The sequence below is a fragment of the Streptomyces sp. NPDC048496 genome, assembly GCF_043200055.1.
GTDB lineage: Bacteria > Actinomycetota > Actinomycetes > Streptomycetales > Streptomycetaceae > Streptomyces.
The window spans coordinates 179,706-203,743 of record NZ_JBICXB010000001.1; the positions used below are offsets into that span (position 1 = coordinate 179,706).

At 70.3% G+C, this 24,038-nt stretch carries 21 protein-coding genes; 13 read left to right on the plus strand and 8 right to left on the minus strand.

Annotated features, from left to right (window positions below; all coding sequences use genetic code 11):
• The first annotated feature begins 58 nt into the window (after nt 1-58).
• From ACGFSA_RS00870 to ACGFSA_RS00880, 3 genes are read left to right on the plus strand one after another with little or no spacing between them, the layout of a single operon-like run.
• Entirely contained in the window at nt 59-835 is a 777-nt protein-coding gene (locus ACGFSA_RS00870; protein ID WP_393297698.1) for a DUF5819 family protein, read from the plus strand.
• Nucleotides 832-2,106: an HTTM domain-containing protein gene (locus tag ACGFSA_RS00875; RefSeq protein ID WP_393297701.1), complete on the plus strand. Its 1,275-nt coding sequence runs from the start codon at nt 832-834 to the stop codon at nt 2,104-2,106. Before ACGFSA_RS00870 ends, ACGFSA_RS00875 begins: the two co-directional genes overlap by 4 nt.
• On the plus strand, nt 2,103-2,837 hold the full coding sequence (locus tag ACGFSA_RS00880; protein WP_393297704.1) for a TrmH family RNA methyltransferase: 735 nt from the start codon (nt 2,103-2,105) through the stop codon (nt 2,835-2,837). The genes ACGFSA_RS00875 and ACGFSA_RS00880 overlap by 4 nt, the downstream gene beginning before the upstream one ends.
• Nucleotides 2,838-3,026: 189 nt before the next feature.
• Here the strand turns inward: ACGFSA_RS00880 and paaN are convergent, their stop codons facing one another.
• A complete protein-coding gene (gene paaN, locus ACGFSA_RS00885; RefSeq protein ID WP_393297707.1) occupies nt 3,027-4,727 on the minus strand; it encodes a phenylacetic acid degradation protein PaaN in 1,701 nt (566 codons plus the stop codon).
• 123 nt (nt 4,728-4,850) lie between these two features.
• Between paaN and ACGFSA_RS00890 the strand changes: the two genes are divergently transcribed.
• Together ACGFSA_RS00890 and ACGFSA_RS00895 are read left to right on the plus strand one after the other, a co-directional pair.
• A complete protein-coding gene (locus ACGFSA_RS00890) occupies nt 4,851-5,444 on the plus strand; it encodes a TetR/AcrR family transcriptional regulator (protein ID WP_393297710.1) in 594 nt (197 codons plus the stop codon).
• Nucleotides 5,445-5,485: 41 nt separating this feature from the next.
• Complete coding sequence (locus ACGFSA_RS00895) at nt 5,486-6,274, plus strand: alpha/beta hydrolase family protein (RefSeq protein WP_393297713.1); 789 nt, start codon at nt 5,486-5,488, stop codon at nt 6,272-6,274.
• 212 nt (nt 6,275-6,486) lie between these two features.
• Here ACGFSA_RS00895 and ACGFSA_RS00900 read toward each other — a convergent pair whose 3' ends face one another.
• Entirely contained in the window at nt 6,487-6,993 is a 507-nt protein-coding gene (locus ACGFSA_RS00900) for an Lrp/AsnC family transcriptional regulator (protein WP_393298351.1), read from the minus strand.
• Between the two features lie 264 nt (nt 6,994-7,257).
• Here ACGFSA_RS00900 and pdhA point away from each other — a divergent pair, with 264 nt between their 5' ends.
• From pdhA to ACGFSA_RS00935, 7 genes are all read left to right on the plus strand, one after another.
• On the plus strand, nt 7,258-8,430 hold the full coding sequence (gene pdhA, locus ACGFSA_RS00905) for a pyruvate dehydrogenase (acetyl-transferring) E1 component subunit alpha (protein ID WP_345517227.1): 1,173 nt from the start codon (nt 7,258-7,260) through the stop codon (nt 8,428-8,430).
• Entirely contained in the window at nt 8,427-9,458 is a 1,032-nt protein-coding gene (locus ACGFSA_RS00910; protein WP_393297716.1) for an alpha-ketoacid dehydrogenase subunit beta, read from the plus strand. Before pdhA ends, ACGFSA_RS00910 begins: the two co-directional genes overlap by 4 nt.
• Nucleotides 9,458-10,840 carry a dihydrolipoamide acetyltransferase family protein gene (locus tag ACGFSA_RS00915; RefSeq protein ID WP_393297719.1) on the plus strand — a complete coding sequence of 461 codons (1,383 nt, stop codon included), beginning with the start codon at nt 9,458-9,460 and terminating at the stop codon, nt 10,838-10,840. The genes ACGFSA_RS00910 and ACGFSA_RS00915 overlap by 1 nt, the downstream gene beginning before the upstream one ends.
• An 84-nt stretch (nt 10,841-10,924) precedes the next feature.
• Nucleotides 10,925-11,773 (plus strand): NTP transferase domain-containing protein, encoded by an 849-nt coding sequence (locus ACGFSA_RS00920; protein ID WP_393297722.1) that lies wholly within the window; start codon nt 10,925-10,927, stop codon nt 11,771-11,773.
• Nucleotides 11,774-12,189: 416 nt separating this feature from the next.
• Nucleotides 12,190-13,797 carry a molybdopterin-binding protein gene (locus ACGFSA_RS00925; RefSeq protein WP_393298354.1) on the plus strand — a complete coding sequence of 536 codons (1,608 nt, stop codon included), beginning with the start codon at nt 12,190-12,192 and terminating at the stop codon, nt 13,795-13,797.
• On the plus strand, nt 13,755-14,885 hold the full coding sequence (locus ACGFSA_RS00930) for a potassium channel family protein (protein ID WP_393297725.1): 1,131 nt from the start codon (nt 13,755-13,757) through the stop codon (nt 14,883-14,885). The genes ACGFSA_RS00925 and ACGFSA_RS00930 overlap by 43 nt, the downstream gene beginning before the upstream one ends.
• A gap of 57 nt (nt 14,886-14,942) precedes the next feature.
• A complete protein-coding gene (locus ACGFSA_RS00935) occupies nt 14,943-15,929 on the plus strand; it encodes an NAD(P)H-quinone oxidoreductase (RefSeq protein WP_393297728.1) in 987 nt (328 codons plus the stop codon).
• Nucleotides 15,930-16,026: 97 nt separating this feature from the next.
• On the opposite strand, the gene ACGFSA_RS00940 is transcribed toward ACGFSA_RS00935, so the two are convergent.
• The 5 genes from ACGFSA_RS00940 to ACGFSA_RS00960 form a co-directional block, all read right to left on the minus strand.
• The gene (locus ACGFSA_RS00940) at nt 16,027-16,575 is read right to left on the minus strand and encodes a bacterial proteasome activator family protein (RefSeq protein WP_327245455.1); all 549 of its coding nucleotides are present in this window, start codon (nt 16,573-16,575) and stop codon (nt 16,027-16,029) included.
• A gap of 182 nt (nt 16,576-16,757) precedes the next feature.
• Nucleotides 16,758-19,604 (minus strand): FtsX-like permease family protein, encoded by a 2,847-nt coding sequence (locus ACGFSA_RS00945; RefSeq protein WP_393297731.1) that lies wholly within the window; start codon nt 19,602-19,604, stop codon nt 16,758-16,760.
• Nucleotides 19,601-20,374: an ABC transporter ATP-binding protein gene (locus tag ACGFSA_RS00950; RefSeq protein WP_393297734.1), complete on the minus strand. Its 774-nt coding sequence runs from the start codon at nt 20,372-20,374 to the stop codon at nt 19,601-19,603. Before ACGFSA_RS00950 ends, ACGFSA_RS00945 begins: the two co-directional genes overlap by 4 nt.
• 270 nt (nt 20,375-20,644) lie before the next feature.
• Nucleotides 20,645-21,271, minus strand: coding sequence for a PadR family transcriptional regulator (locus ACGFSA_RS00955; protein ID WP_393297737.1), 627 nt, complete (start codon nt 21,269-21,271; stop codon nt 20,645-20,647).
• 84 nt (nt 21,272-21,355) lie between these two features.
• Nucleotides 21,356-21,718, minus strand: coding sequence for a hypothetical protein (locus tag ACGFSA_RS00960; protein ID WP_393297740.1), 363 nt, complete (start codon nt 21,716-21,718; stop codon nt 21,356-21,358).
• 7 nt (nt 21,719-21,725) lie between these two features.
• On the opposite strand from ACGFSA_RS00960, the gene ACGFSA_RS00965 reads away from it, so the two are divergent.
• On the plus strand, nt 21,726-21,872 hold the full coding sequence (locus ACGFSA_RS00965; RefSeq protein WP_393297742.1) for a hypothetical protein: 147 nt from the start codon (nt 21,726-21,728) through the stop codon (nt 21,870-21,872).
• A gap of 417 nt (nt 21,873-22,289) precedes the next feature.
• On the opposite strand, the gene ACGFSA_RS00970 is transcribed toward ACGFSA_RS00965, so the two are convergent.
• Nucleotides 22,290-23,933 carry a protein kinase gene (locus ACGFSA_RS00970; RefSeq protein WP_393297745.1) on the minus strand — a complete coding sequence of 548 codons (1,644 nt, stop codon included), beginning with the start codon at nt 23,931-23,933 and terminating at the stop codon, nt 22,290-22,292.
• Nucleotides 23,934-24,038: the final 105 nt, after the last annotated feature.

Here is a 24,038-nt window from a genome sequence, read left to right on the forward strand (position 1 = left end):
CCCGTAGGGTGTCAACCCTGTGGATATCTGACCGGGGATCGACGGGGATCGGGGCGGGATGGATTCGTACGACGACAGGGGCGTCGGAGACGGGGACGGGAGCCGTGGTCCGGGGGTGGATCCGGGTTCGGGCCAGCCTCTCCGTACGACGCCGCCCGCTGAATCCGCCGGAGCTCCCGCGCCGGTGTGTTCCGGTATCGCCGGACTGTCCCTTCCGTACCAGATCGTGGCCGCCATCGGGCTGTCGGTCATCGGGATGATTGCCTGTACCCATCTGGCCATGGTGTTTCTGCACGTCGCCCCGTCCAACACGCTGACCAAGCAGCACGGCAAAGCGGTCGACGACTGGGTCTATCCCGAGTTCGAGCAGAACTGGAAGCTCTTCGCTCCCAATCCGCTCCAGCAGAACGTCGCAGTGCACGTACGGGCCGAGATAGCCGGTCCCGAAGGTCGTCGCACCACTCCGTGGATGAGTCTCTCGGTCGAGGACAACAGAGGGATACGAGGCAATTTCCTCCCCAGTCACATCCACCAGAACCAGCTCCGCCGCGCCTGGGACTTCTATCTCAACTCCCACGACATCCAGAACCGCCCGAACGGACTGCGCGGCGATCTTTCCGAGCGCTACATCCGCCGCATTGTGATGCTGCGCCTTGGTGAGCACGACTACGGAGGCACCGTCGAGCGCATCCAGGTCCGCTCGGAGGTGCGATCCGTCGCCGCGCCGCCGTGGAGCACGGAGAAGATCAGCACCAAGCCGAACTACCGGGTGCTGCCGTGGTGGACGGTCACCCCCGCCGACCTCCCCGAGAGCGCCAAGGAGGCGGTCAAGTGAGTACGGCTTTCCTCGGCCGCAAGCTCGCCAGCGGCGTGCAGCGCATCACCTCCTCGGCCCTCGGCCGGTATCAGAGCGCCGTTATCCGGATCGGTTTCTCCGCCACGTACCTGCTGTTCCTGCTGCGCGAGCTGCCCCACCGCCATGAGATGTACGGCCCCGACGCCCCATGGCGTTGGGACATGGCGAAGCAGCTCATATCGGGCAATGAGTCCCTCTCGGTGCTCATGTGGTCGGACAGCACGGCCTGGTTCGAGATCGTCTATGCGGTCGTCCTGCTTTCCGCCGCACTGCTGATGGTCGGCTGGCACACCCGCGCGATGTCCGTCCTTTTCATGGTCGGTGTGCTCTCGCTTCAGAACCGCAGCATTTTCCTGGGCGACGGCGGGGACAACGTCGTCCATCTGATGGCGATCTACCTCGTGCTGACGCGCTGCGGGCAGGTCTGGTCGCTGGATGCGCGACGTGCGGCGCGGGCACACCGTACGGAGTCAGGGGCGGTGGGCGAGTCGAAGTCGGAGCAGGAGCCGGGGGCGGGAGGCGCCCGGCCGGCCTCGAATGTCGCCGGGACGATTCTGTGGCTTGTACTCGGTCTGGTCCTTGTTGTGGCTACGGCGACGGACGGCCTCGGTGGCACCTGGTGGCTGCCGACTCTCTTCTGGGTGCTGTGGATCGGGCACGGCGTCTGGTGGGCCGTGAACCGTTACGCGCCGCGGAGCGAACCACGCACGCTGCTCGATGTCCTCGCCAACCTCGCGCACAACGCCACTCTCGTCGTGATCATGGCCGAGGTCTGTCTGATCTACGCGACCGCGGGCTGGTACAAGATCCAGGGATCGCGTTGGCAGGATGGCACGGCGCTGTACTACCCGCTCAGACTCGACTCCTTCACCCCGTGGCCCGCACTGTCGGACCTCCTCGCGTCCAATGGCGTGATGGTCATGGTGTTGACGTACGGCACGGTCATCGTGCAGGTCGCCTTCCCCTTCACTCTTTTCAACCGACGCGTCAAGAACGTCCTGCTCGTCGCCATGATGTGCGAGCACGCGGGCATCGCTCTGCTGCTGGGGCTGCCCTTCTTCTCGATGGCGATGATCGCCGCCGATTCCGTCTTCCTGCCGACGGTCTTCCTGGTCTGGCTGGGCGGCCGGGTGACAGTCGGGCGGCAGCTGCTGTTCTCGCGCACGGCCCGGGTGCCCGAGCAGCAGCGGGGCGGCGAGGAGGAGGTCGCGCAGCACAGCGGAAGCAGTGGCCATACCCTCGTCGGGTGAGCAGTGATACCGGCAGGAGCAGGAGCAGTAGCAGTGAGAGTCCGTCGGCCGATGGCCTCGGGATCGGTGAGCAGTCCGCGGAGGCGTTGCAGTACGACGACGGATTCGGGGCGGAGATCGGCGTCGGGCCGCATTCGCTGCCCTGGCCCGAGGGCGAGCGGTACGACCCCGAGCTGCTCGCCCAGGGTGACCGGCGCAATGTCGGTGACGAGTACCGCTACTGGTCGAGGGAGGCGATCGTCGCCGATCTGGATCTTCGGCGGCACGACTTCCACGTAGCGGTGGAGAACTGGGGCCACGACTTCAATATCGGGTCGGTGGTGCGCACTGCGAATGCCTTCCTCGCCAAGGAGATCCACATCGTGGGCCGGCGGCGGTGGAACAGGCGCGGTGCGATGGTCACCGACCGGTACCAGCATGTGCGGCATCACCCCGACACGGCGGATCTGACCGCCTGGGCGGCGGCCGAGGGGCTGCCGATCATCGGGATCGACAATCTGCCGGGGGCGGTGCCGCTGGAGCGGACCGAGCTGCCGCGGCGGTGTGTGCTGCTCTTCGGGCAGGAGGGGCCGGGGCTGACCGAGGAGGCGCGTAAGCACGCGACGATGGTGTGCTCGATTGCGCAGTTCGGATCCACGCGGTCGATCAACGCGGGGGCTGCGGCGGCCATTGCCATGCATGCGTGGGTGCAGCGGTATGCGGATATTTCGGGGGGCGTGGGAGCGGGCTGAGGCCCGGGGTGTCCGACTGTGCGGGCGGGGCGGCGGGGTGGCGCCTGCGGCGGGTCTCGGCGCCCCTGCCCGTAGCGCGCGCTTCTTCCCGAAATGCGGGCTCCGCCCCCGGGGCCGGCTCCTCAAACGCCGGAGGAGCTGAAGAGGCGCCGAGGGGCTGGAGCCGGGGAGGGGGCAGGGCGGGCTGTGTCAGGCCTGGCGGCGGACTTCCACCATGCGGAAGCGATTTGATACGAACGCTCCGTCGCACAGGGCCGCGTTGGCCGCAGGGTTGCCGCCCGAGCCGTGGAAGTCGGAGAACGCCGCGGTCTGGTTGACGTACACCCCGCCCGTCAGATTCAGCGAGAGCTGGGCCGACTCGTCCAGGCAGACGTTCTCCACCGCGCGCTCCACCTCCGGTGATGTCGTGTACGCCCCGACCGTCATCGCGCCCTTGTCACGGATCGTGCGGCGGAGCAGCTCCACCGCGTCCGCCGTCGAGTCGACCGCGACAGCGAATGCCACCGGTCCGAAGCACTCCGACAGATACGCCGCTTCGTCGTCCGGCTTCGTGCCGTCGAGCTTCACGACGACCGGGGTACGGACCACCGCGTCGGGGAACTCCGGGTTGGCCACCTCCCTTGAGGCCAAGGCGACTTCACCCAGCCCTGCCGCGGCCTCCAGGCGGGCCTTCACGTCCGGGTTGACCAGCGCGCCGAGCAGCGCGTTCGCCCGGGCGTCGTCGCCGAGCAGACCGGTGACCGCGGCTGCGATGTCGCCCACCACGTCGTCGAACGTCTTGTCGCCCGTGTCCGTCGCGATGCCGTCCCGGGGGATCAGCAGGTTCTGCGGGGTGGTGCACATCTGGCCGCTGTACAGGGAGAGGGAGAACGCCAGGTTGGACAGCATGCCGCGGTAGTCGTCGGTGGAGTCGACGACGATCGTGTTGACCCCCGCCTTCTCCGTGTAGACCTGGGCCTGGCGGGCGTTGGTCTCCAGCCAGTCGCCGAAGGCGGTGGACCCGGTGTAGTCGATGATCTTGATCTCGGGGCGGACCGCCAGGGCCTTCGCGATGCCCTCGCCCGGACGCTCGACGGCCAGACAGACGAGATTGGGGTCGAAGCCGGCCTCGCTCAGTACCTCACGTGCCGCCTGCACCGTGAGCGCCAGGGGGAGAACGGCGCGCGGGTGCGGCTTCACCAGGACGGGATTTCCGGTGGCGAGAGAGGCGAACAGTCCCGGATAGCCGTTCCACGTGGGGAAGGTGTTGCAGCCGATCAGCAGCGCGATGCCGCGGCCCGCCGCGATGTACGTCTTGTGCAGCTGCAGCGGATCGCGCTTGCCCTGCGGCTTGGACCAGTCCGCCGCCCGCGGGGTGCGGATCTGCTCCTCGTACGCATACGCCACCGCCTCCAGGCCGCGGTCCTGGGCATGCGGGCCGCCCGCCTGGAACGCCATCATGAACGCCTGACCGCTGGTGTGCATCACGGCGTGGCCGAACTCATGGGTGCGGGCGCTGATCCGCGCCAGGATCTCCAGACAGACCAGCGCCCTGGTCTCGGGCCCCGCCTCGCGCCACGCTGCCATTCCCGCGCGCATCGCCGGAAGCAGCACATCCAGGTCGGCGTGCGGATACTCGACGCCGAGCTCCGGTCCGTAGGGCGAGATCTCGCCTCCCGTCCAGCCGTCGGTGCCCGGCTGACCGAGGTCGAGCCGGGTGTGCAGTACGGCGTCGAAGGCGGCCTTGCCCTCGGCGGCGCTCAGGCTGCCCGGTGCACCGCCCTCGCCGTACGCCTTCGGGTGCTCGGGGTGCGGGGACCAGTACGCGCGCGTGTGGATCGCGTCGAGGGCCTGGTCGAGCGTGGGGCGGTGCTTCTCGGACAGCAGGTGCGGGGAGAGCTCGGCGGCCATGGCGGACCAACTCCTCATCGAGCTGGGCAGGGACGGGCGGACAGAGTTAGAGTAACCGAACGATCGGTCGGGACAAGGGGCCCCACGAAACCTGTGGACAACTCGTAGGGGAGGATCGCGAACATGACCACGGCCAAGCGGGACACGTACACCCCGGAGACTCTCCTCACTGTCGCCGTCCGTGTCTTTAACGAGCGCGGTTACGACGGCACGTCCATGGAGCACCTGTCCAAGGCGGCGGGCATCTCCAAATCGTCCATCTATCACCACGTCGCGGGCAAGGAGGAGCTGCTGCGGCGCGCGGTCAGCCGGGCGCTGGACGGGCTCTTCGGGATTCTCGACGAGCCGGGTGCGACGCGCGGGCGCGCGATCGCGCGGGTCGAGTACGTCACGCGACGTACCGTCGAGGTGCTGATAGCCGAACTGCCCTACGTCACGCTGCTGCTGCGGGTACGGGGCAATACGAAGGCCGAGCGCTGGGCCATGGAGCGCCGGCGTGAGTTCGACCAGCGGGTGGCCGAACTGCTGAAGGCGGCCGTCGCGGACGGCGATCTCCGCTCCGACGTGGACATACGGCTGGCGACGAGGCTGCTCTTCGGAATGGTCAACTCTCTGGTGGAGTGGTACCGGCCGCAGCCGGGGGGCGACGTGGAGGGCGAGCAGCTGGCGGACACGGTCGTCCAGCTGGCCTTCGAGGGGATGCGTTCCGACCGCTGAACCGTTGACGGCAGGACAGGTCCAGACCACCATCCTTCGGCATGGCTGCCTTCCTTCGTGTTCCCGGGTTCCTGTGTGCTGTCACGTTGCTTGCCGCCGTGTCGCTGAACGGCTGCGGAGAGGGCGGCAGCGGCACCACCGATGGCAGCGGTGCCGAGAAGGGGGCGGACGCGAGTGAGGCGTCCCGGCGGCCTGATGACTTCGGCTGTCTGACCTCGGCCGAGGCCGAGGCGGCGTCCATCACCTTCAAGTCCGCCGACTCCACCGAGACCGGCGGCTATATGCCCGGCGGTGCGAGCGGCGCCGGGACAGGAGCGGGGATCGTGCTGGCCCACCAGTCCGACGGCACCGCCTGCCAGTGGAAGGACAAGGCCGACGAGCTGCACCGGGCCGGCTATCGGGTGCTCGCGGTCAATTCGGCGGGCCAGGAAGTCTCCGAGATCGTCGGGGCGGCCGGGTATCTGCGCGGCGAGGGCGCGAAGAAGCTGCTGCTGATGGGGGCGTCCAAGGGGGGTACCGCCGTGCTCACCGCGGCGCCGGAGCTGCAGCCGCAGCCGGACGCGGTGGTCTCGCTCTCCGCGCCGACGCTGTACTCCGGAATGAACGCGCTGGGCGCCGTGCCCAAGCTGACCGCGCCGGTGCTCTACATGGCCGCCGAGTACGACGAGTACTTCGGGGATGACGCGAAGACGCTGAACCGGGCGAGCACCAAGGCGGCGGAGCACAAGCTGATCTACGTCAAGGGCGCCGGCGAGCACGGGGTGGCGTTGCTCGACAGCCGGGAGAACTGGGCCGCGGTACGGGCGTTCCTCAAGAAGTACGGTTCGTGAGAGGCCATGGCTGGTGCCCCTCCCGGCAGGCTCTGCCCCGTCGCACCGTCCGGCGCGCCCGCTTGCCGCGTCGGCCAAAGCCCTGGTAGCTCCTTCCCCGAGCTCTCAGCTTCGTTCGGGCAGAGGAGGCCCCATCCAAGGGCTTCCCGCCACCTTGCGATCGCACGCACCGGACGTCGCTCCTCATGGGGCAGACATCGCCGGTCACGGCACTAGGTCAGCTCGGTGTGGCGCTCGGGGCCCGGGGCCAGGTCCGTCTCCTCGAAGACCAGCAGCGTGCGGGTGGAGAGCACCTCGGGGATGGCCTGGATCCTGGTCAGGACGAGCTCGCGCAGCGACCGGTTGTCCGGTGTGTGTACGAGCAGCAGTACGTCGAAATCGCCGCTGACCAGTGCGATGTGGGTAGCCCCCGGCAGCGCCTGGAGTTGCTCGCGCACCGTTCGCCAGGTGTTCTGGACGATCTTGAGCGTGATGTACGCGGAGGCGCCCTGCCCCGCCCGCTCATGGTCCACCCGCGCGCTGAAGCCGCGGATCACTCCGTCGTCGATGAGCCGGTTGATCCGGGCGTAGGCATTGGCGCGCGACACATGGACGCGGTCGGCCACCGATCGTATCGAGGCGCGGCCGTCCGTCTGGAGCAGCCGGAGGATGTCGCGGTCGATGGCGTCGAGGGGCCGCGCGGGCGGAACCCGGCCGGGGTCCTCGGCTCCGTCGGCCATTTGTTCAGCTGCCATGTCCCCGTGCCTCCCTGTCCTGGACGACCTGCCCCTATCCCAGGCTGTGGAGAACCGTTTGTCCACAGGCTGACGGTGCCTGTAGCCAAAATGCGTTCGCGACCGAACAATCGGTAGGTGAGGCACACCACATCCGCGCCTCGGCACGTGCTCGACATTTCGACATATTCAGTCACACCTCGATATCGGGTGATCCCTCGATATCGCCAGATGCCGCTCGATACCCCTCGATGCCAGGAGGTGCTTGTCATGACGGTCCAAGAGCTGCCCGGCGCGGCCGCTTACCGGCCCACGCCGCCCCCGGCCTGGAAGCCGCTCACCGACCCCGCGCCGCTGCTCCCGGACCCCGAGCCGTACCGCGTGCTCGGTACGGACGCCGCGGCCGACGCAGACCCGGAGCTGCTCCTGCGGCTCTACGCCGAGCTGGTGCGCGGCCGGAGGTACAACGCACAGGCGACCGCCCTCACCAAGCAGGGCCGACTTGCCGTCTACCCGTCCAGCACCGGGCAGGAGGCCTGCGAGATAGCGGCGGCGCTGGTGCTGGAAGAGCGTGACTGGCTCTTTCCCAGCTACCGCGACACCCTCGCGGCGGTCGCGCGCGGTCTCGATCCGGTCGAGGCACTGACCCTGCTGCGCGGCGACCGGCACACCGGTTACGACCCGCGCGAGCACCGCATCGCCCCGCTCTGCACCCCGCTCGCCACCCAGCTCCCGCACGCCGTGGGCCTGGCGCACGCGGCGCGGCTGGCGGGCGACGACGTGGTCGCGCTCGCCATGGTCGGCGACGGCGGCACCAGCGAGGGCGACTTCCACGAGGCGCTGAATTTCGCGGCCGTCTGGCGGGCCCCCGTGGTCTTCCTGGTCCAGAACAACGGCTTTGCCATCTCCGTGCCCCTGGCCAAGCAGACGGCGGCGCCGTCGCTGGCGCACAAGGCGGTGGGGTACGGGATGCCGGGCCGGCTGGTCGACGGCAATGACGCGGCCGCGGTGCACCAGGTGCTCGGCGAGGCGGTGGCGCGGGCCAGGGCCGGAGGCGGTCCGACGCTCGTCGAGGCTGTGACGTACCGGATGGACGCCCATACGAACGCCGACGACGCCACGCGCTACCGCGTCGACAGCGAGGTGGAGGCGTGGCGGGCGCACGACCCGATTCAGCTTCTGGAGCGGGAGCTGACCGGCCGTGGGCTGCTCGCTGAAGACGGCATCGAGGAGGCGCGCGCAGCCGCGGAGCGGATGGCCGCCGGGCTTCGCGAGCGGATGAACGCCGATCCGGTGCTCGACCCGATGGACCTCTTCACCCATGTGTACGCGGAACAGACCACGCAACTACGGGAGCAGGCGGCCCGGTTGCGGGTCGAGCTCGACGCCGAGCAGGACCACCACGGCCAGAGCGGCCCACGTGGTGCGGAGGGAGGGCGATGACGACGGTGGCGGCTATGACCGGCGAGCAGACGGAGAGGGCCAAGCCGGCCACCATGGCGCAGGCTCTGGGGCGTGCGCTGCGCGACTCGATGGCCGAGGACCCGACGGTGCATGTCCTCGGTGAGGATGTCGGCACGCTCGGCGGGGTCTTCCGGATCACCGACGGGCTGGCGAAGGAGTTCGGCGAGGACCGCTGTACGGACACGCCGCTGGCCGAGGCGGGCATCCTCGGGACGGCTGTCGGTATGGCGATGTACGGGCTGCGGCCCGTGGTGGAGATGCAGTTCGACGCGTTCGCCTACCCGGCGTTCGAGCAACTCATCAGCCACGTCGCCAAGATGCGGAACCGGACCCGTGGTGCCATGCCGCTGCCGATCACGGTGCGGGTGCCGTACGGCGGCGGGATCGGCGGCGTCGAGCACCACAGCGACTCGTCCGAGGCGTACTACATGGCCACGCCCGGCCTGCATGTCGTCACGCCCGCCACGGTCGACGACGCGTACGGGCTGCTCCGGGCCTCGATCGCCTCCGACGACCCGGTGGTCTTCCTGGAGCCGAAGCGGCTGTACTGGTCGAAGGCGGCCTGGTCGCCGGAGGCGCCGGTGGCCGTCGAACCGATCGGGCGGGCCGTCGTCCGCCGCCCCGGGCGCAGCGCGACGCTGATCACGTACGGGCCGTCCCTGCCCGTCTGCCTGGAGGCCGCGGAAGCGGCCGTCGAGGAGGGCTGGGACCTCGAAGTGGTCGATCTGCGCTCGCTGGTCCCGTTCGACGACGAGACGGTCGCCGCTTCGGTGCGGCGCACCGGTCGCGCGGTCGTCGTCCATGAGTCGTCCGGGTTCGGCGGCCCCGGCGGGGAGATCGCCGCCCGGATCACCGAGCGCTGCTTCCACCACCTGGAGGCGCCGGTGCTGCGGGTCGCCGGATTCGACATCCCCTATCCGCCGCCGATGGTCGAGCGGCACCATCTGCCGGGCGTGGACCGGGTGCTCGACGCGGTCGCGCGGCTGCAGTGGGAGGCGGAGAGCTGATGCCCCAGGTGCTCGAATTCAAGCTGCCCGACCTCGGCGAAGGACTGACCGAGGCGGAGATCGTGCGCTGGCTGGTGGAGGTCGGCGACGTGGTCGCCATCGACCAGCCGGTCGTCGAGGTCGAGACGGCCAAGGCGATGGTGGAGGTGCCGTGCCCCTACGGAGGTGTGGTGACCGCCAGGTTCGGCGAGGAGGGCGCGGAACTTCCGGTCGGGGCACCGTTGTTGACGGTGGCGGTCGGGTCCACTGCGGGAGAACTCTCCGCTGATGGGGCTGCGGAGGCCGAGTCGTCAGGCAATGTGCTGGTGGGGTACGGGACGGGGGCACCGGCGGCGCGTCGTCGGAGGGTTCGGCCCGAGGCGGTCTCCGGCGCGGGGTCTGTGACGGTGCCTGCGGCGGAGCCGGCCCCGAGGGCTGACGCAGGGACGGTCCCAGCGGCTGTTCCTGGTGAGGAACCGGGGCCGGTGGCGGTCATCTCGCCTTTGGTCCGGAAACTGGCGCGGCAGCATGATCTCGACCTGCGGCAGCTGACGGGGTCGGGGCGGGACGGTCTGATTCTCCGGTCCGATGTCGAATCCGCCATCAGGGCGGCGGCGAGCGGAACAGCGGAGCCGGCTCCCGTGTCCGCAGTCCCGGCGTCGTCCCCGGCATCGGTGGCCCCTTCGGTTGCCCGTGCGGTCGTCGGCGAGCGGATTCCGTTGCGCGGTGTACGGGGCGCGGTCGCCGACAAGTTGGCACGCAGCCGGCGCGAGATACCCGACGCCACGTGCTGGGTCGACGCGGACGCCACCGAGCTGATGGCCGCGAGAGCCGCGATGAACGCCTCCGGCGGTCCGGCTGCGGGGCCGAAGGTGTCGGTGCTCGCCCTGCTGGCCCGTATCTGCACGGCCGCGCTGGCCCGGTTCCCCGAGCTCAACTCCACGGTGGACCTGGACGCGCGGGAGATCGTGCGGCTGCCCGACGTCCATCTGGGGTTCGCGGCCCAGACCGAACGGGGGCTGGTCGTCCCTGTCGTGCGGAATGCGCAGGACCGTAACGCGGAGTCGATCGGTGCCGAGATCGGCCGGCTGACCGAGGCCGCCCGGACGGGGAAGCTGACCCCGGCGGATCTGAGCGGCGGCACGTTCACGCTGAACAACTACGGGGTGTTCGGGGTCGACGGTTCGACGCCGATCATCAACCACCCGGAGGCGGCCATGCTGGGTGTCGGTCGCATCGTGGCCAAACCGTGGGTGCACCAGGGTGAGTTGGCTGTGCGCCAGGTCGTTCAGCTCTCGCTGACCTTCGATCACCGGGTCTGCGACGGCGGCACGGCAGGCGGCTTCCTGCGATACGTGGCCGACTGCGTGGAACAGCCTGCGCTGCTGTTGCGCACGTTGTAGGAGAAGAAGAGAGGAAGCGGAGGAGGGCGAGGAGGAAGGGAAGGGGGAGGTCCAACGCGAGCGTGTGGCACTCATACTCGAGGCATGACCGTGTATGACGCCATCGTCCTTGCCGGAGGGGCCGCCAAGCGCCTCGGGGGTGCCGACAAGCCGGCCCTGCGGGTGGGTGGCCGGGCGCTGCTGGACCGGGTGCTCGCCGCCTGCGCCGACGCCACAGCCACCGTCGTGGTGGGCGGTCGGCGGCCCACCGTACGCCCAGTGACCTGGGCGCGCGAGGAGCCGCAGGGCGGCGGGCCGTTGGCGGCGCTCGGTGCCGGGGTGCGGCTCACGACGGCCGGGCATCTGCTCGTGCTCTCCGCCGACCTGCCGTTCCTGGGGGAGAGCACGGTCGAGGAACTGCTGGCCGCAGCTGCTCACGGGGAGCGTGACGGGGCGCTGTGCGTGGATCAGGACGGGCGGGACCAGCCGCTGGTCGCCCTCTACCGTTCCGAGCCGCTCCGTCGCGAGCTGGCCCTGCTGGCCGCCGAGCACGGCAGCCTGGCCGGGCTCCCGCTGCGCCTGCTGACGCAGGAACTGGACCTCGCCCGCGTCGAGGCCGATCCGCTCGCCTCCTTCGACTGCGACACCTGGGACGACATTGCCGCAGCCCGGGCCCATATCAGAGAGCATGGGACCGTGCTGGACGAATGGATCACCGCAGTCAAGAACGAACTGGGCATCGAACTCGACGTCGACACCGACGTCCTGCTCGACCTCGCCCGTGATGTCGCCCACGGTGTGGCCCGGCCCGCCGCGCCCCTGACGACCTTCCTGGTCGGGTACGCGGCGGCGAAGGCGAGCGGCGACGGCGGCGGAGCCGAGGCCGTGGCCGAAGCCGCCCGGAAGGCGGCCGCGCTCGCCCTTCGCTGGGCGGACGAGGCCGAGACACCATGACGACGCCCGCACGCAAGGTCGACGGGGGCGCGGCCGACGACTGGACCCCCAGTCCCCCTCCGGATCCGGGGAGCAGGGGTTCGGGGGCGGACCAGGCCGCCGACCTGACCTCGGGGGAGATCGGTGCCGCCGCGCAGGCTCCGGCGGCCGGCGGGGCCACCGCAGCGGATCAGGACCGGGCTGTCGCGGGTGCCGGTGTCGCAGGAGAAGCTCAGTCTGTTTCAGGTGCCGGTGCCGCAGGGGTTGCGTCGGCGGCCGGTCAAGCCCGTGCGGAGGATGAGGTCCGGAACGCCGAGGGCGCCCGCGCCGCCGAGGAGGCTCGTGCTGCCACAGAGGCTCGCGTCGCCGAGGGCACCCGTGCCGCCGCAGAGGCTCGCGTCGCCGAGGAGGACCGGGCCGTCGACCAGGCGCTCGCGCTGGTCGGGCGCCGCTTCTCGGGTGAGCCCCGATCAGTTGCTCAGCCACAGCCCCGGGCCGCGTTCTCGGAACAGAGTCCCCGGCAGGGATCCGGTTCGGGCCCGCGCCAGAGTCCTGACCACAGCCCTGACCACGTCCTTGGCCAAGGACCCGGGCAGGGATCGGACCCGGACTCCGTTCAGAGCCCTGGTGCCGGTCCCGGCCCGTGCGTGCACCAGGGAACTGGCCACGGTGCCGGCCACAGCCCCGGCCGCGCCCCTGCGCGGCAGCCCCTCGGTCACTCCTCCGGCCAGTACCCGGCCCCCGAATCCGCCCGCGACCCGCGTGCCCGTGACCGACGAGCCGACGTTCAGCGCAGGCATGCCACCGCCTGGGGCGAGGCCCGTGTTCTCGCCGCGCGGGCCGGGCGGTCCGCCCCGCCCCGCACTCTGCGGCTCACCCTCGACCGGGCCATCGGACGCGTACTGGCCGAGCCGCTTGCCGCACTCGCCGATCTGCCGTCCTTCGACACCTCCGCCATGGACGGCTGGGTCGTTGCCGGACCCGGGCCCTGGACTCTCCGACGAGGCGAGGACGGCGGGCAAGGGCTGGGCATTCTGGCCGGGCACAGTGCGCCCGCCCCGCTTCCCGACGGTGATGCCCTACGGATCGCCACCGGCGCCCGCATCCCGGCCAATGCCACCGCTGTGATCCGGAGCGAACACGCTCACGCCGACGAGGCCAAGGGGCTGTTGTACGCACAGCGCCAGGTGGTTCCCGGGCAGGACATCCGGCCGCGTGGCCAGGAGTGCCGTTCCGGCGATCAACTCCTGCCCGCCGGAACGGTGGTGACGCCCGCCGTCCTCGGGCTGTCAGCAGCCGCCGGTTACGACGAGCTGCTGACGGTCTCCCGCCCGCGCGTCGACGTCCTCGTCCTCGGGGACGAACTGCTCACCACCGGTCTGCCGCACGACGGGCTGATCCGGGACGCCCTGGGCCCCATGATCGGCCCCTGGCTCCGGGCGATGGGCGTCGAGGTCTCCGCTCCGCGACGCCTCGGCGACGACCGTGAGGCCCTCCGGCATGCCCTCACCACCTCCGACGCCGATCTCGTCATCACCACCGGCGGTACCGCGGCAGGCCCCGCCGACCACGTCCATCCCGTCCTCGCCGAGATCGGCGCGGAGCTGTTGGTCGACGGCGTCGCCGTGCGCCCCGGTCACCCGATGCTGCTGACCCGGCTGACCTCCGGGGGCCCGTATCTCGTCGGGCTGCCCGGCAATCCCCTCGCCGCCGTCTCCGGTCTCCTCACGCTCGCGGAGCCCTTGCTGCGCGGGCTGGCCGGCCAGACGGTGGAGGATCCGTACCGGGTCGTCGTGCTTGACGAGGTGCACGGGCACCCGCACGACACCCGCCTGGTCCCTGTCGTGCACCGGGTCGGTGCGGGCTCGGGCCCCGAACATGTCGTGCCGCTGCACTACAACGGTCCGGCCATGCTCCGTGGGATCGCCGCCGCCGACGGGCTGGCCGTCGTGCCGCCGGGCGGGGTACGGTCCGGCACCGAGGTGGAGATCCTCGATCTACCGTGGGCCTCGGCGACGCCGTGGACGGAAGGGTGTTTCACGTGAAACTTCCCGGCCACGACGCGATGGCCAGGCGGGTCGACGAGCATCTCGTCCCCACCCGGATCATGCTTCCGCGCCGTGTCGTCGACAGGCCGCTACGACAGGTCGCCAAACGGCTGTTGATGGCGCTGATAGTCCTGACCGCCACGGTGCTGATCGTCTGGGCCGACCGTTCCGGCTACCACGACAGCGCAGATGAATCGGTGGACCTGCTCGACGCCATCTACTACTCGACGGTCACCCTCTCCACCACTGGCTACGGCGACATCACTCCGTACAGCGACACCGCACGGCTGACTAACGTGGTGCTTGTGACACCGCTGCGCGTGCTCTTCCTGATCATCCTGGTCGGCACCACCCTGGAGGTCCTGACGGAGCGGACCCGGGAGGACTTCCGGCTGAACCGTTGGAGAACCAACTTGCGTGACCACACCGTTGTCGTCGGCTTCGGCACGAAGGGCCGTTCGGCGATCCAGACGCTCTGCGCCACCGGTCTGAAGAAGGAACAGATCGTGATCGTCGACCCGGCGAACAAGGTGATCGAGGCAGCGAACGCCGAAGGTTACGTGGGCGTCGTCGGGGATGCGACGCGCAGCGACGTGCTGTTGCGGGCCGAACTCCAGAAGGCGCGTCAGATCATCATCGCCACCCAGCGTGACGACACGGCGGTGCTGGTCGCGCTGACGGCACGGCAGCTCAACCGTGGCGCGAAGATCGTCGCGGCGGTGCGCGAGGAGGAGAACGCACCTCTGCTGCGGCAGTCCGGCGCCGACGCCGTGATCACCAGCGCCAGTGCCGCGGGCCGACTGCTGGGCCTCTCGGTCCTCAGCCCGAGCGCGGGCACGGTGATGGAGGACCTGATCCAGCAGGGCAGCGGCCTCGATCTCGTCGAACGGCCGGTGATAAAGGCCGAGGTCGGCAAGAGCGTCCGGGAGACCGACGACCTGGTCGTCAGCGTGCTGCGTGGCCACCGGCTGCTCGGTTACGACGATCCGGCGGCCAGCCCGTTGCAGCTGACGGACCGGCTGATCACCATCGTGCGCGTCTCGGGCACCCCGCCGCTGAACACGCCGCGCCGACAAGGGGCGTGACGGTCCGGGGGTGTCTCTTCATCCGGCACCACGACGACACGGAGTAGCCTCGCCGCCATGCATGCGATCACGATCCCCGAACCCGGTGGCCCCGACGCGCTCGTATGGGCCGAGGTCCCCGATCCCGTACCCGGCGAGGGCGAGGTCCTCGTCGAGGTCGTGGCCGGCGCGGTCAACCGCGCCGATGTGCTCCAGCGGCAGGGCTTCTACAACCCGCCGCCCGGCGCGTCCCCCTACCCCGGTCTGGAGTGCTCCGGCCGGATCACGGAGATCGGCCCCGGTGTCACCGGCTGGTCGGTCGGCGACGAGGTGTGTGCGCTGCTGGCGGGCGGCGGATACGCGGAGAAGGTCGCCGTACCCGCCGGACAGCTGTTCCCCGTACCGGACGGCATCGACCTGACGGTGGCTGCGGCGCTGCCCGAGGTGACGTCGACCGTCTGGTCGAACGTTTTCATGGTGGCCCATCTGCGCCCCGGCGAGACGCTGTTGGTGCACGGCGGGTCCAGTGGTATCGGCACGATGGCGATCCAGCTCGCCAAGGCCGTGGGCGCGCGGGTCGCGGTGACGGCGGGCGGGCCTGAGAAGCTGGCGCGCTGCGCGGAGCTCGGGGCCGACATCCTGATCGACTACCGGGAGCAGGACTTCGTCGAGGAGTTGCTCAAGGCGACGGACGGGGCGGGCGCTGACGTCATCCTCGACATCGTCGGCGCGAAGTATCTGGACCGGAATGTGAAGGCGCTTGCCGTCAGCGGTCGACTCGCCATCATCGGTCTTCAGGGCGGCGTCAAGGGCGAGCTCAATCTGGGCGTCCTGCTGAACAAGCGGGCTGCCGTCACCGCGACGTCGCTGCGCGGACGCCCCCTTGCGGAGAAGGCCGCCATCGTCGCCGCCGTGCGCGAGCACGTGTGGCCGCTGATCGGCAGCGGTGTGGTCCGGCCGGTCGTGGACCGTACGCTGCCGATGTCCGACGCGGCGGAGGCCCACCGGGTGCTGGAGTCCAGTGTGCACATCGGCAAGGTGCTTCTGCGGACGCCGGTGGCCTGAGCCATACCCAGACGGACAGTGGGGCCCGGCACACAGATTCGTGTGCCGGGCCCCACTGTCCGTCCGTGCGTGGATAGGTGGAGGGAAGGCGTACGGGCTACAGGTACGGCCCCGAGCGGATCGCCCCGTGCGCGTCCGACGCGCCGTCATCGTCCTCGTGACCGCTGCCCGGCGGGAGGGCGCGACGCATCTGCTCCAGTTGCGCCCGGGCCGCCATCTGCTGGGCGAACAGCGCTGTCTGGATGCCGTGGAAGAGGCCCTCCAGCCAGCCGACCAACTGAGCCTGCGCAATCCGGAGTTCCGCCTCGGAGGGCACCGACTCCTCGGTGAACGGCAGGGAGAGCCGCTCAAGTTCCTCCACCAGCTCCGGGGCGAGGCCATCCTCCAGCTCCTTCACGGAGCTTGCGTGGATCTCCTTGAGCCGGACCCGGCTCGCCTCGTCGAGAGGAGCTGCCCTGACCTCTTCCAGGAGCTGCTTGATCATGCTGCCGATGCGCATGACCTTTGCGGGCTGTTCGACCATTTCTGTCACTGGGACCTCACGCGATTCGTCGTCAGTGCCACCGCCGCCGATCGCCATGCCGTCCTGTCCCACTACGAGGACTTGGGGGTGCTCCTGCGACCGTTCATTCCTCGGCATCTCCATGGCGCCATTGTCTCGCACACCTTCTGTACAACACGGTGGTGCCCCCGCAAACGGTTGATCCACCGTTTTTGGGGGCACCAGAACAGCCGATCAGGCCGCCGATCACGCGCCGTACGAGATCTTCGGCCGACCCGTCCCGTCGTCCACGGCGTCATCCGGCCCGCCACGTGTCGTCCACGGCGTCATCCGGCCCGCCGTGCCTGTGTCAGGCGCGACCGGGTGAACGCCGCCGCGAGCACCCCGGCGACCAGCGGCACGCCCACGACGAGCAGAGCGAGAGTGTCCCAGGGCAGCACGATCGGCGTGTACGCCGACCGCATGGGCTCGATCCGCATCTGCTGCAACGCGTTGCGCAGGTCGATGAGGCGCAGCGCCACCGCGGGCACCAGCCCCGCCAGTGTGCCGAGCACCACACCCGTGAGTGCCACCACCACACACTGGAACCCGGAGAGCGAGCGCCGCACCCGCGGGGGCGCGCCCACCGCGCTGAGCGTGTTGAGGTCGGCCTCCGCGTCCGCCTTGGCGAGACCGGTCGTGATCGCGGCCGCGCCCAGGGTCACCATTCCCGCGAACAGGGTCAGGATCAGCAGGATGATGTCCCCCCGCCGGTTGGGGCCGTAGTCCGACTGCACCCAGATGCCGCCGCCCGCCTGCTGGATCGCGGCGGAGACCCGCTGGTCCTCCGCGTCCGTCGGGGTGTGCGAGACGGTGTACACGCTGCCGGACGGTTCGGTGTGCAGGCCGAGCCGCTCCGCGGTCTTCTGGGGCAGGATCATGCGGACTGCGGGGGTGGCGGCGTACTTTTCGGGTGCCACGTACACCTTCAGCCGTTCCGTGGTGGTCCGTGCCGTGCCCGGGTGCAGCTTCCGGTTCTTCTTGTCGCGGTCGTTGTACGTGTGGACGGCCTTGAGGGTGACCACGCCGTTCTTCGCGTACGCCGGGTTGAGCAGCACCGGAGTGCCCGCGGCAAGTGCCTTGGCGGCTGCGGGGTCGTCGAGCTTCACGTACGTGGTGAGCATGGCCGCGTCCGCCACCACGATTTTGTTCGAGTCGGTGCCGAAGGAGGTCCAGGACATGTACTCGTCCAGGCAGGCGGGGGAGCGCACCAGCTTCCTGTGCTCGTCGGCGGAGAGCCGCGCGGCGAGTTCCTTGGCGCCCTTGTCCTTGAGCGGGCAGCTGTGCCCCTTGCCGGTGGGCTTGACCATATCCAGGGTGCCGCAGCCGTTCTCCTCCTCGTAGTAGACGTTGCAGTCGCTGCCCGCCCAGACCCGTCCGTAGTCGGCGTGCCCGCCGGTGACGGCCATGTTCCGCTCGACGACGGCCCGTGCCAGCGGGAGCCGCTCGGCCGCCTTGGCGTCGGCTGCGTTGACGACGACGGTTCCCCGCGTGAGCGTGGGGGAGTAGTTGAATTCGGTCTCGGCCGAGATACTGGACAAGTACGTGGCGACGGCCACCGAACCTGCGACGGCCGCCATCACCGCGGCGACCGCTGGTGCGGTACGCCCGCGGTTACGGGCCGCGTCGCGCAGCGCCATCCGCGGCGAGAGCGGCAGCCTGCGGCCCAGCCGCCCGAGGAATCCGACGATCACCGGGATGCAGGCGAGCAGTCCGAGTTCGGCGACGACCGAGCCGCCGGCGACCAGCGTCGTGTTCCCGCTGGTGCCGCCGTAGACGGCGACGGCACAACCGATGGCCAGTACGCAGGCGCCCAGGGCGGGCAGCACCCGTGAGGAGCGGCGGACGCCGCGGCGGCCGGTGAGCGACTCGAGTACGGACTGCCGGCTCGCCACGATCGCCGGGGCGAACGCTGCCAGGAGACCGGTGACCAGGCCGAGCATGGCGATGACCAGCAGCTCCGTGGGCTTCAGGGAGAGGGAGCCGAAGCGGTGCCCGGCCCACTCCTCGATCAGGGGGCGGAGCGCCGCGGTGAGCCCGAGTCCGACCACCACACCGGCCACGGCTCCTATGCCGCCGAGCACGAGACCGCCGCCGAGCACCACGGCCCGGACATGGCGCCTGTCCCCGCCGCAGGTGCCGAGCAGGCCGAGCTGACGGCGGGAGCGGCGCGCGCCGACGGCGAAGGCCGGTCCGGCGAGCAGCACGATCTCCAGGACCGCCATGACGATCACGGTGACGAGCTCCGCGCTCAGCTCACCGGAGCTGCCCATGGACATGTCGCCGTTCTTCTTGGCCAGCGGGACCTCGGAGTCCGGCGGCGGGTCGAGGACGACCTGACGGGACTTGACGAGGACGCCCGACCTATTGGCCTCCATGACGTGCGGCCAGGTCACCCCTACCCCTTCCGGGCCCCTGACCAGCCAGTTCTTGGAGCCGGTGTTCGGCGGCAGCACCTTCTTGTCGTGGTCGGCCTTGGCCTTCCACGGCGCGATGACCGCACCGGGGTCGGCGTACAGGGCCTTGGCCTTCAGTTCATCGGGCCGCTCGACCACTCCGGTGATCGTGTACTTCTCGCCGGAGTTTCGCAGGGTGGTGGTCGAACCGACGTGCAGCCCGGTCGACTTGAGGAACGACTCGGTGGCCGCCACCTCGCCCTTGCCGTGCGGATAGGCGCCCCGCACCAGGTCGATCTTGCCATGGGCCAGCTTGTCCGATGTCCGGAACTCGTAGACGTCGGTGTTCGCTATGCCGTACTCGGTGGTGACGCTCGCGGGGACGGACTGGATGCTGATCGCTCGTGAGCCCTTGGGAAAGGTGGTCCTGATGTCGACCGAGGGGCCCGTGCCGTTCCCCAGCCCGCTGCCGTCGACGCTGTTGTAACCCTCCGCGTCGGGCATTTGCTCGATGGGGCCCATCTGCTGGTCGCTGAAGAGCGCGTCGGCGGAGCCCATGTCGGCCGTCAGCTGTTTGGCGACGGTCGGAGTGACGCTGCGGTACGTCACATCGAGGGCCGTGACGCCGAGCACCGGTACCGCGATCATCGCGACCACCAGCGCACTGCGGCCCTTGGCCCGCATCGCGTCGCGCCGGGCTATCCGGAGGGTGGCGCGCCAACCCGTGAAGATGCTCACTTGGCGCCCTCGGCGGCCAGCAGCGAGTCGGCGCCGGTGGTGAGCGTCTGGTCGACGATCGAACCGTCCCGGAGGAACACGACCCGGTCCGCCCAGGCGGCGTACCGCGGCTCGTGCGTCACCATCACGCCGGCCGCACCCTGGTCGCAGCGGTTGCGCAGCAGCGCGAGCACGGCCTCGCCGGTCTCGGAGTCGAGCGCCCCGGTCGGTTCGTCGGCGAGCACCAGGCGCCGGTCCCCCACCAGCGCACGGGCGATCGCGACGCGCTGCTGCTGGCCGCCGGACATCTCGTCCGGGAACCGGTCGGCGATTTCCAGGAGCTTCATCTCCTCCAGCGCCGCCCGCGCCTCCTTGCGGGCCTTGCGCACGGAGACCCCGTCGAGCTCGCGCGGCAGGGCGATGTTCTCGGCGGCGGTGAGGGCGGGGATCAGGTTGTAGTCCTGGAAGACATAGCCGACGCTGCGGCGGCGCAGGGCGGCGACGCCCTTGCGGCCGAGGCCGGCGATGTCCTGGCCCTCGATGATGACCTGGCCGCTGGACGCGGTGTCGAGACCGCCCGCGATGGTCAGCAGGGTGGACTTGCCGGAGCCGGAGGGCCCCATCACGGCGACGAGTTCACCGGTGTGCACGGAGAGGTCGACGCCGCGCAGGGCGTGCACCTCGGCGATGCCGGTGCCGTGGGTGCGGGTGAGCGCTCGGAGTTCGAGCACCGGTGCGTCGACCGGCAGCGGCGAACCGGACGAGGATCGGGACGGGGCGCGCGAGGACATGGTGAGTGGTTCCCCCTTGGAACGGGTCTTGTGGGGCTGACGGCCGATACCGGAGCGTTCACTGCGACCGAAGCGGTCGGAGATACCGGGCGGTCGTCGATGCCGAAGCGGTCGGAGATACCCGGCGGTCGTCGATGCCGAAGATGTCGGTGGTCGGCGCAGGGTGCGTATGCGGCGGTCGGTGGTGAGTGCCGGGCCCGCACGTGGCGGTTGGTGCCCGGCGCGTACGCGGGCGGTCCGAGCCGTGCCGGCTGCCGGGCCGTCCTGTGGTCAGCGCCGGGTGTGCGGGCGGGTGGTGCGAGCAGGAGTACGGGCCGGGGCGCGGCCGGGCGTACGCACCGCGGGTTCCGGCTCCGTGGCGGCGGCCTCGGCGAGGCGGACCAGCCGGGACTCGCAGTGGTCCAGCCAGCGGGCCTCGGCCTCCGCCTGGAAGATCAGCTGCTCCAGTACGAGCAGCCAGGCGACCTCGTCGCGGTTGGCCGGGACGTCGGCGAGGGCCTGGGCCTTGAGACGCGTGTAGTCCTGCATCGCCTTCACCGTGTGGTGGCGCTGGGACTGGATGACGGCCCGGATGTCGACACCGGGCGCGCCGACCGCCATGGCGAGCTTGATGGCCAGCTCGTCACGGGGTGGGTTGCTGCGGTCGACAGGCGTCTCGAACCAGCTCCGCAGCTCGGTGCGTCCGTCGTCGGTGATCGCGTAGAGGGCGTGGCCCTGGTCGTCCTCGTCGTCCTGGACGACCAGGCCGTCGCGCTCCAGCCGGCTCAGTGTCGTGTAGACCTGGCCGACGTTGAGCGGCCAGGTGGAGCCGGTGCGTGACTCGAATTCGGTACGGAGCTGGGAGCCGTATCGGGGCCCCCGTTCCAGCAGGGCCAGCAGCCCGTGACGGATCGACATACTGAGTATGTATACCGAGTATGCTGCGTTTTGCAAGCCTCTGCTGGAACGCGCGGGCGCAGCGGGGGGCTCATGAGCTCGGTATCAGTTCGGCCGGCGCAGACGGAACGCCAGGAAGCCCAGCCCCAGCCCTATCAGTGCGATTCCGGCGCCCAGCGACACCTTCTGTACTCGCCGCACGGCGGGAGTGTCGAGGGGCTGCGGCGCGAGCCGGCCCTCCGGCGGGGAGCCGCTCACCTCGGGCGTGACCGCGGGCACCGCGACGGGAGTCGTCACGACGGGCTGGACCTCGGGCTGCACCTCGGGCAGGCCGTGGGGGGTGTCGCGATGAGCGAGCTCCCCCGGAGAGAACGGCCGGCCCGGCCGCAGACGCCCTTCCCCGGCCAGCCGCCCGGCGAGCGGTGGCTGCGCCTCGGGGCGGGCCGACGGCCTGGCCGACCGGCTCACGGATGCCGTGGGCGAGCCGGGGGCGGAGGGCGGGGCGGAGTGTGAAGCGGAGGGCGAGGCGGAGCGTGAAGCCGAGGCCGAGGCCGAGGAGGAGGGGGCGGCCGGCCTGCCGGCCGACGCGGCCGGGGAGGGCGAGGACGGAATCGTCGAGTGATCGGCCGAAGGGGTGACCGAGGGTTCGCCCGAAGGGCCGACGGATGCGTCGGAGGAGGGGGTGACGGTCGGGGCGGCCGGGCTAGGAGGCGAGGAGCGTTCGGGGGGCGGCGGAGCGGCCACCGAATTGCCGGCCCGAGTCCGGGTCGGCCCCGGCGTACCACCGGAAGTGCGCTGGTCGGAGTGGGCCTGTCCCTGTGCCGGCCCCAAGGCCGCCCCCGCGGCTATCACCAGACAGGCCACACACCTCGACGACCATATGGAGAGGAGTGCTGAAGCCATGAGGTCAGCGTCACATGTGCCGATATGTCCGGCATCCCAGGTGGTCGTCCGGCATCCCGGACGACCGTAAGAGGAGCTAGGACCGACCGGCACACCTCACGCGTGCCGGACCGTCACTTCTCCTCGTGCGCGCGTGTCAGGCCGGGTCGCCCGTCGAGACGCGCAGTTCGAAGTGCGCGCCCTTGTCGTCCATGGCGGTACCGGCGGACGGGAACTGTTCCAGGACCTGGTCCTCGGCGTAGGTGTTGCCCGGGACCTTGATCTTCTTGATCGTCCAGCCCGCAGCCGTGGCACATTCCTTGGCGGAGAGGAAGTCCTTGTACGTGAAGTCCGGCGCCTCGACCTTGCTCGGGTCGTCGGTGTCCTCGGAAGGGTCGGTGCAAGCCTCCGTCTTCATCGTCCGGTTCCGCTCCGGATCCTTGTGCTCGCCCGCCACATGCGAGCTGCTCGGGTCACCGCCCTTGCCCGTGTCCGAGCCCGGGTCGTTCTTCAGCGACAGCACCGTGATCAGGCCGCCGATCGCGATCAGCGCGACCACGATCGAACCGACGATCACCGGCATGTTCCGCTTGCCGCCCCCACCGGTGCCACCGCCGCCACCCACCGGCTGCGGCGAGATCGTGTACGGCGTCTGGGCCGGGGTCCGGTACGCCGGGCTCGACTGCGGATAGCCGTACGACGGTGCCGGAGTGGGCGCCGGGGTCGGCGGGCCGTACGGGCCGGGCTGCTGCTGGTATTGCTGCTGGTACTGCTGCGGCTGGTACGGCATCTGCACGCCCTGCGGCGCCGGCGTGGACTGGTCGACCGGCGGGAAGACCGTCGAGCCCACGCCCGAGCCGCTGTTCGCCGGTCCGGCCGCGCCGCCGATGATCACCGGGGCGCCCGTCTGGCCGCCCGCGTTCAGCACGCGCGTGATCTCGTCCTGCATCGCCGCCGCACTGGGGAAGCGCTCGTTCGGGTTCTTCTTCAGTGCCCGGGCGACCAGTGCGTCCATCGCCGGGGTGATCGACCGGTTGATGGAGGACGGCGCGACCGGCTCCTCCTGGACGTGCGCGTACGCGATGGCGAGCGGCGAGTCCGCGTCGAACGGGATCCGTCCGGTCAGCAGCTGGAACAGCATGATGCCGACCGAGTACAGATCGGAGCGCGCGTCCACCCCACGGCCCAGGGCCTGTTCGGGGGAGAGGTACTGCGGGGTGCCGACGACCATGCCGGTCTGTGTCATCGACGTGACGCCCGACTGCATGGCGCGGGCGATGCCGAAGTCCATGACCTTCACGACGCCGCGCTTGGTCACCATCACGTTGCCGGGCTTGATGTCGCGGTGGACCAGGCCCATTTCGTGGCTGGTGTCCAGCGCGGCCAGCACGTCGCCGGTGACCTTGAGTGCCTTGTCGGCCGGCATCGCACCGTGACTGCGGATGTCCGCCTGGAACACGGAGCCGAGCGGCTCCCCCTCGACGTACTCCATGACGATGTACGGCATCAGTGCACCGCCGAGCTCGTCCTCGCCGGTGTCGAAGACCGAGACGATGTTGGTGTGCTGCAGCTTGGCCACGGCCTGAGCCTCGCGACGGAACCGCTCACGGAAGGACTGCTCACGCCCCAGCTCCGTGTGCAGAGTCTTGATCGCCACTTGACGGTCGAGCGCGGAGTCGTACGCCAGGTATACGGACGCCATCCCGCCTTCGCCGAGCAGGTCGCGAAGCTGGTAGCGGCCGCCGGCGACCGAACCGCCCGCGTAGCGACCCTGGGCGCCGTGTGCGCCGTCCTGGCTCATGACTTGCTTCCCCCTCGGCGCGCGTCTCGCGCGAAGATCCGTATGACGGGCCAAGTCTGCCCGAGGGGTACGACACGTCAAGCCGGGTGCCCGTTCCGTGACCCT

Bases quoted from the DNA above. Each gene is read 5' to 3' on its own strand.
- ACGFSA_RS00870 (WP_393297698.1), top strand. From the start codon at position 59: ATGGATTCGTACGACGACAGGGGCGTCGGAGACGGGGACGGGAGCCGT.
- paaN (WP_393297707.1), bottom strand. From the start codon at position 4,727: ATGGCCGCCGAGCTCTCCCCGCACCTGCTGTCCGAGAAGCACCGCCCC.
- ACGFSA_RS00890 (WP_393297710.1), top strand. From the start codon at position 4,851: ATGACCACGGCCAAGCGGGACACGTACACCCCGGAGACTCTCCTCACT.
- ACGFSA_RS00895 (WP_393297713.1), top strand. From the start codon at position 5,486: ATGGCTGCCTTCCTTCGTGTTCCCGGGTTCCTGTGTGCTGTCACGTTG.
- ACGFSA_RS00900 (WP_393298351.1), bottom strand. From the start codon at position 6,993: ATGGCCGACGGAGCCGAGGACCCCGGCCGGGTTCCGCCCGCGCGGCCC.
- pdhA (WP_345517227.1), top strand. From the start codon at position 7,258: ATGACGGTCCAAGAGCTGCCCGGCGCGGCCGCTTACCGGCCCACGCCG.
- ACGFSA_RS00910 (WP_393297716.1), top strand. From the start codon at position 8,427: ATGACGACGGTGGCGGCTATGACCGGCGAGCAGACGGAGAGGGCCAAG.
- ACGFSA_RS00915 (WP_393297719.1), top strand. From the start codon at position 9,458: ATGCCCCAGGTGCTCGAATTCAAGCTGCCCGACCTCGGCGAAGGACTG.
- ACGFSA_RS00920 (WP_393297722.1), top strand. From the start codon at position 10,925: ATGACCGTGTATGACGCCATCGTCCTTGCCGGAGGGGCCGCCAAGCGC.
- ACGFSA_RS00935 (WP_393297728.1), top strand. From the start codon at position 14,943: ATGCATGCGATCACGATCCCCGAACCCGGTGGCCCCGACGCGCTCGTA.
- ACGFSA_RS00940 (WP_327245455.1), bottom strand. From the start codon at position 16,575: ATGGAGATGCCGAGGAATGAACGGTCGCAGGAGCACCCCCAAGTCCTC.
- ACGFSA_RS00950 (WP_393297734.1), bottom strand. From the start codon at position 20,374: ATGTCCTCGCGCGCCCCGTCCCGATCCTCGTCCGGTTCGCCGCTGCCG.
- ACGFSA_RS00955 (WP_393297737.1), bottom strand. From the start codon at position 21,271: ATGTCGATCCGTCACGGGCTGCTGGCCCTGCTGGAACGGGGGCCCCGA.
- ACGFSA_RS00970 (WP_393297745.1), bottom strand. From the start codon at position 23,933: ATGAGCCAGGACGGCGCACACGGCGCCCAGGGTCGCTACGCGGGCGGT.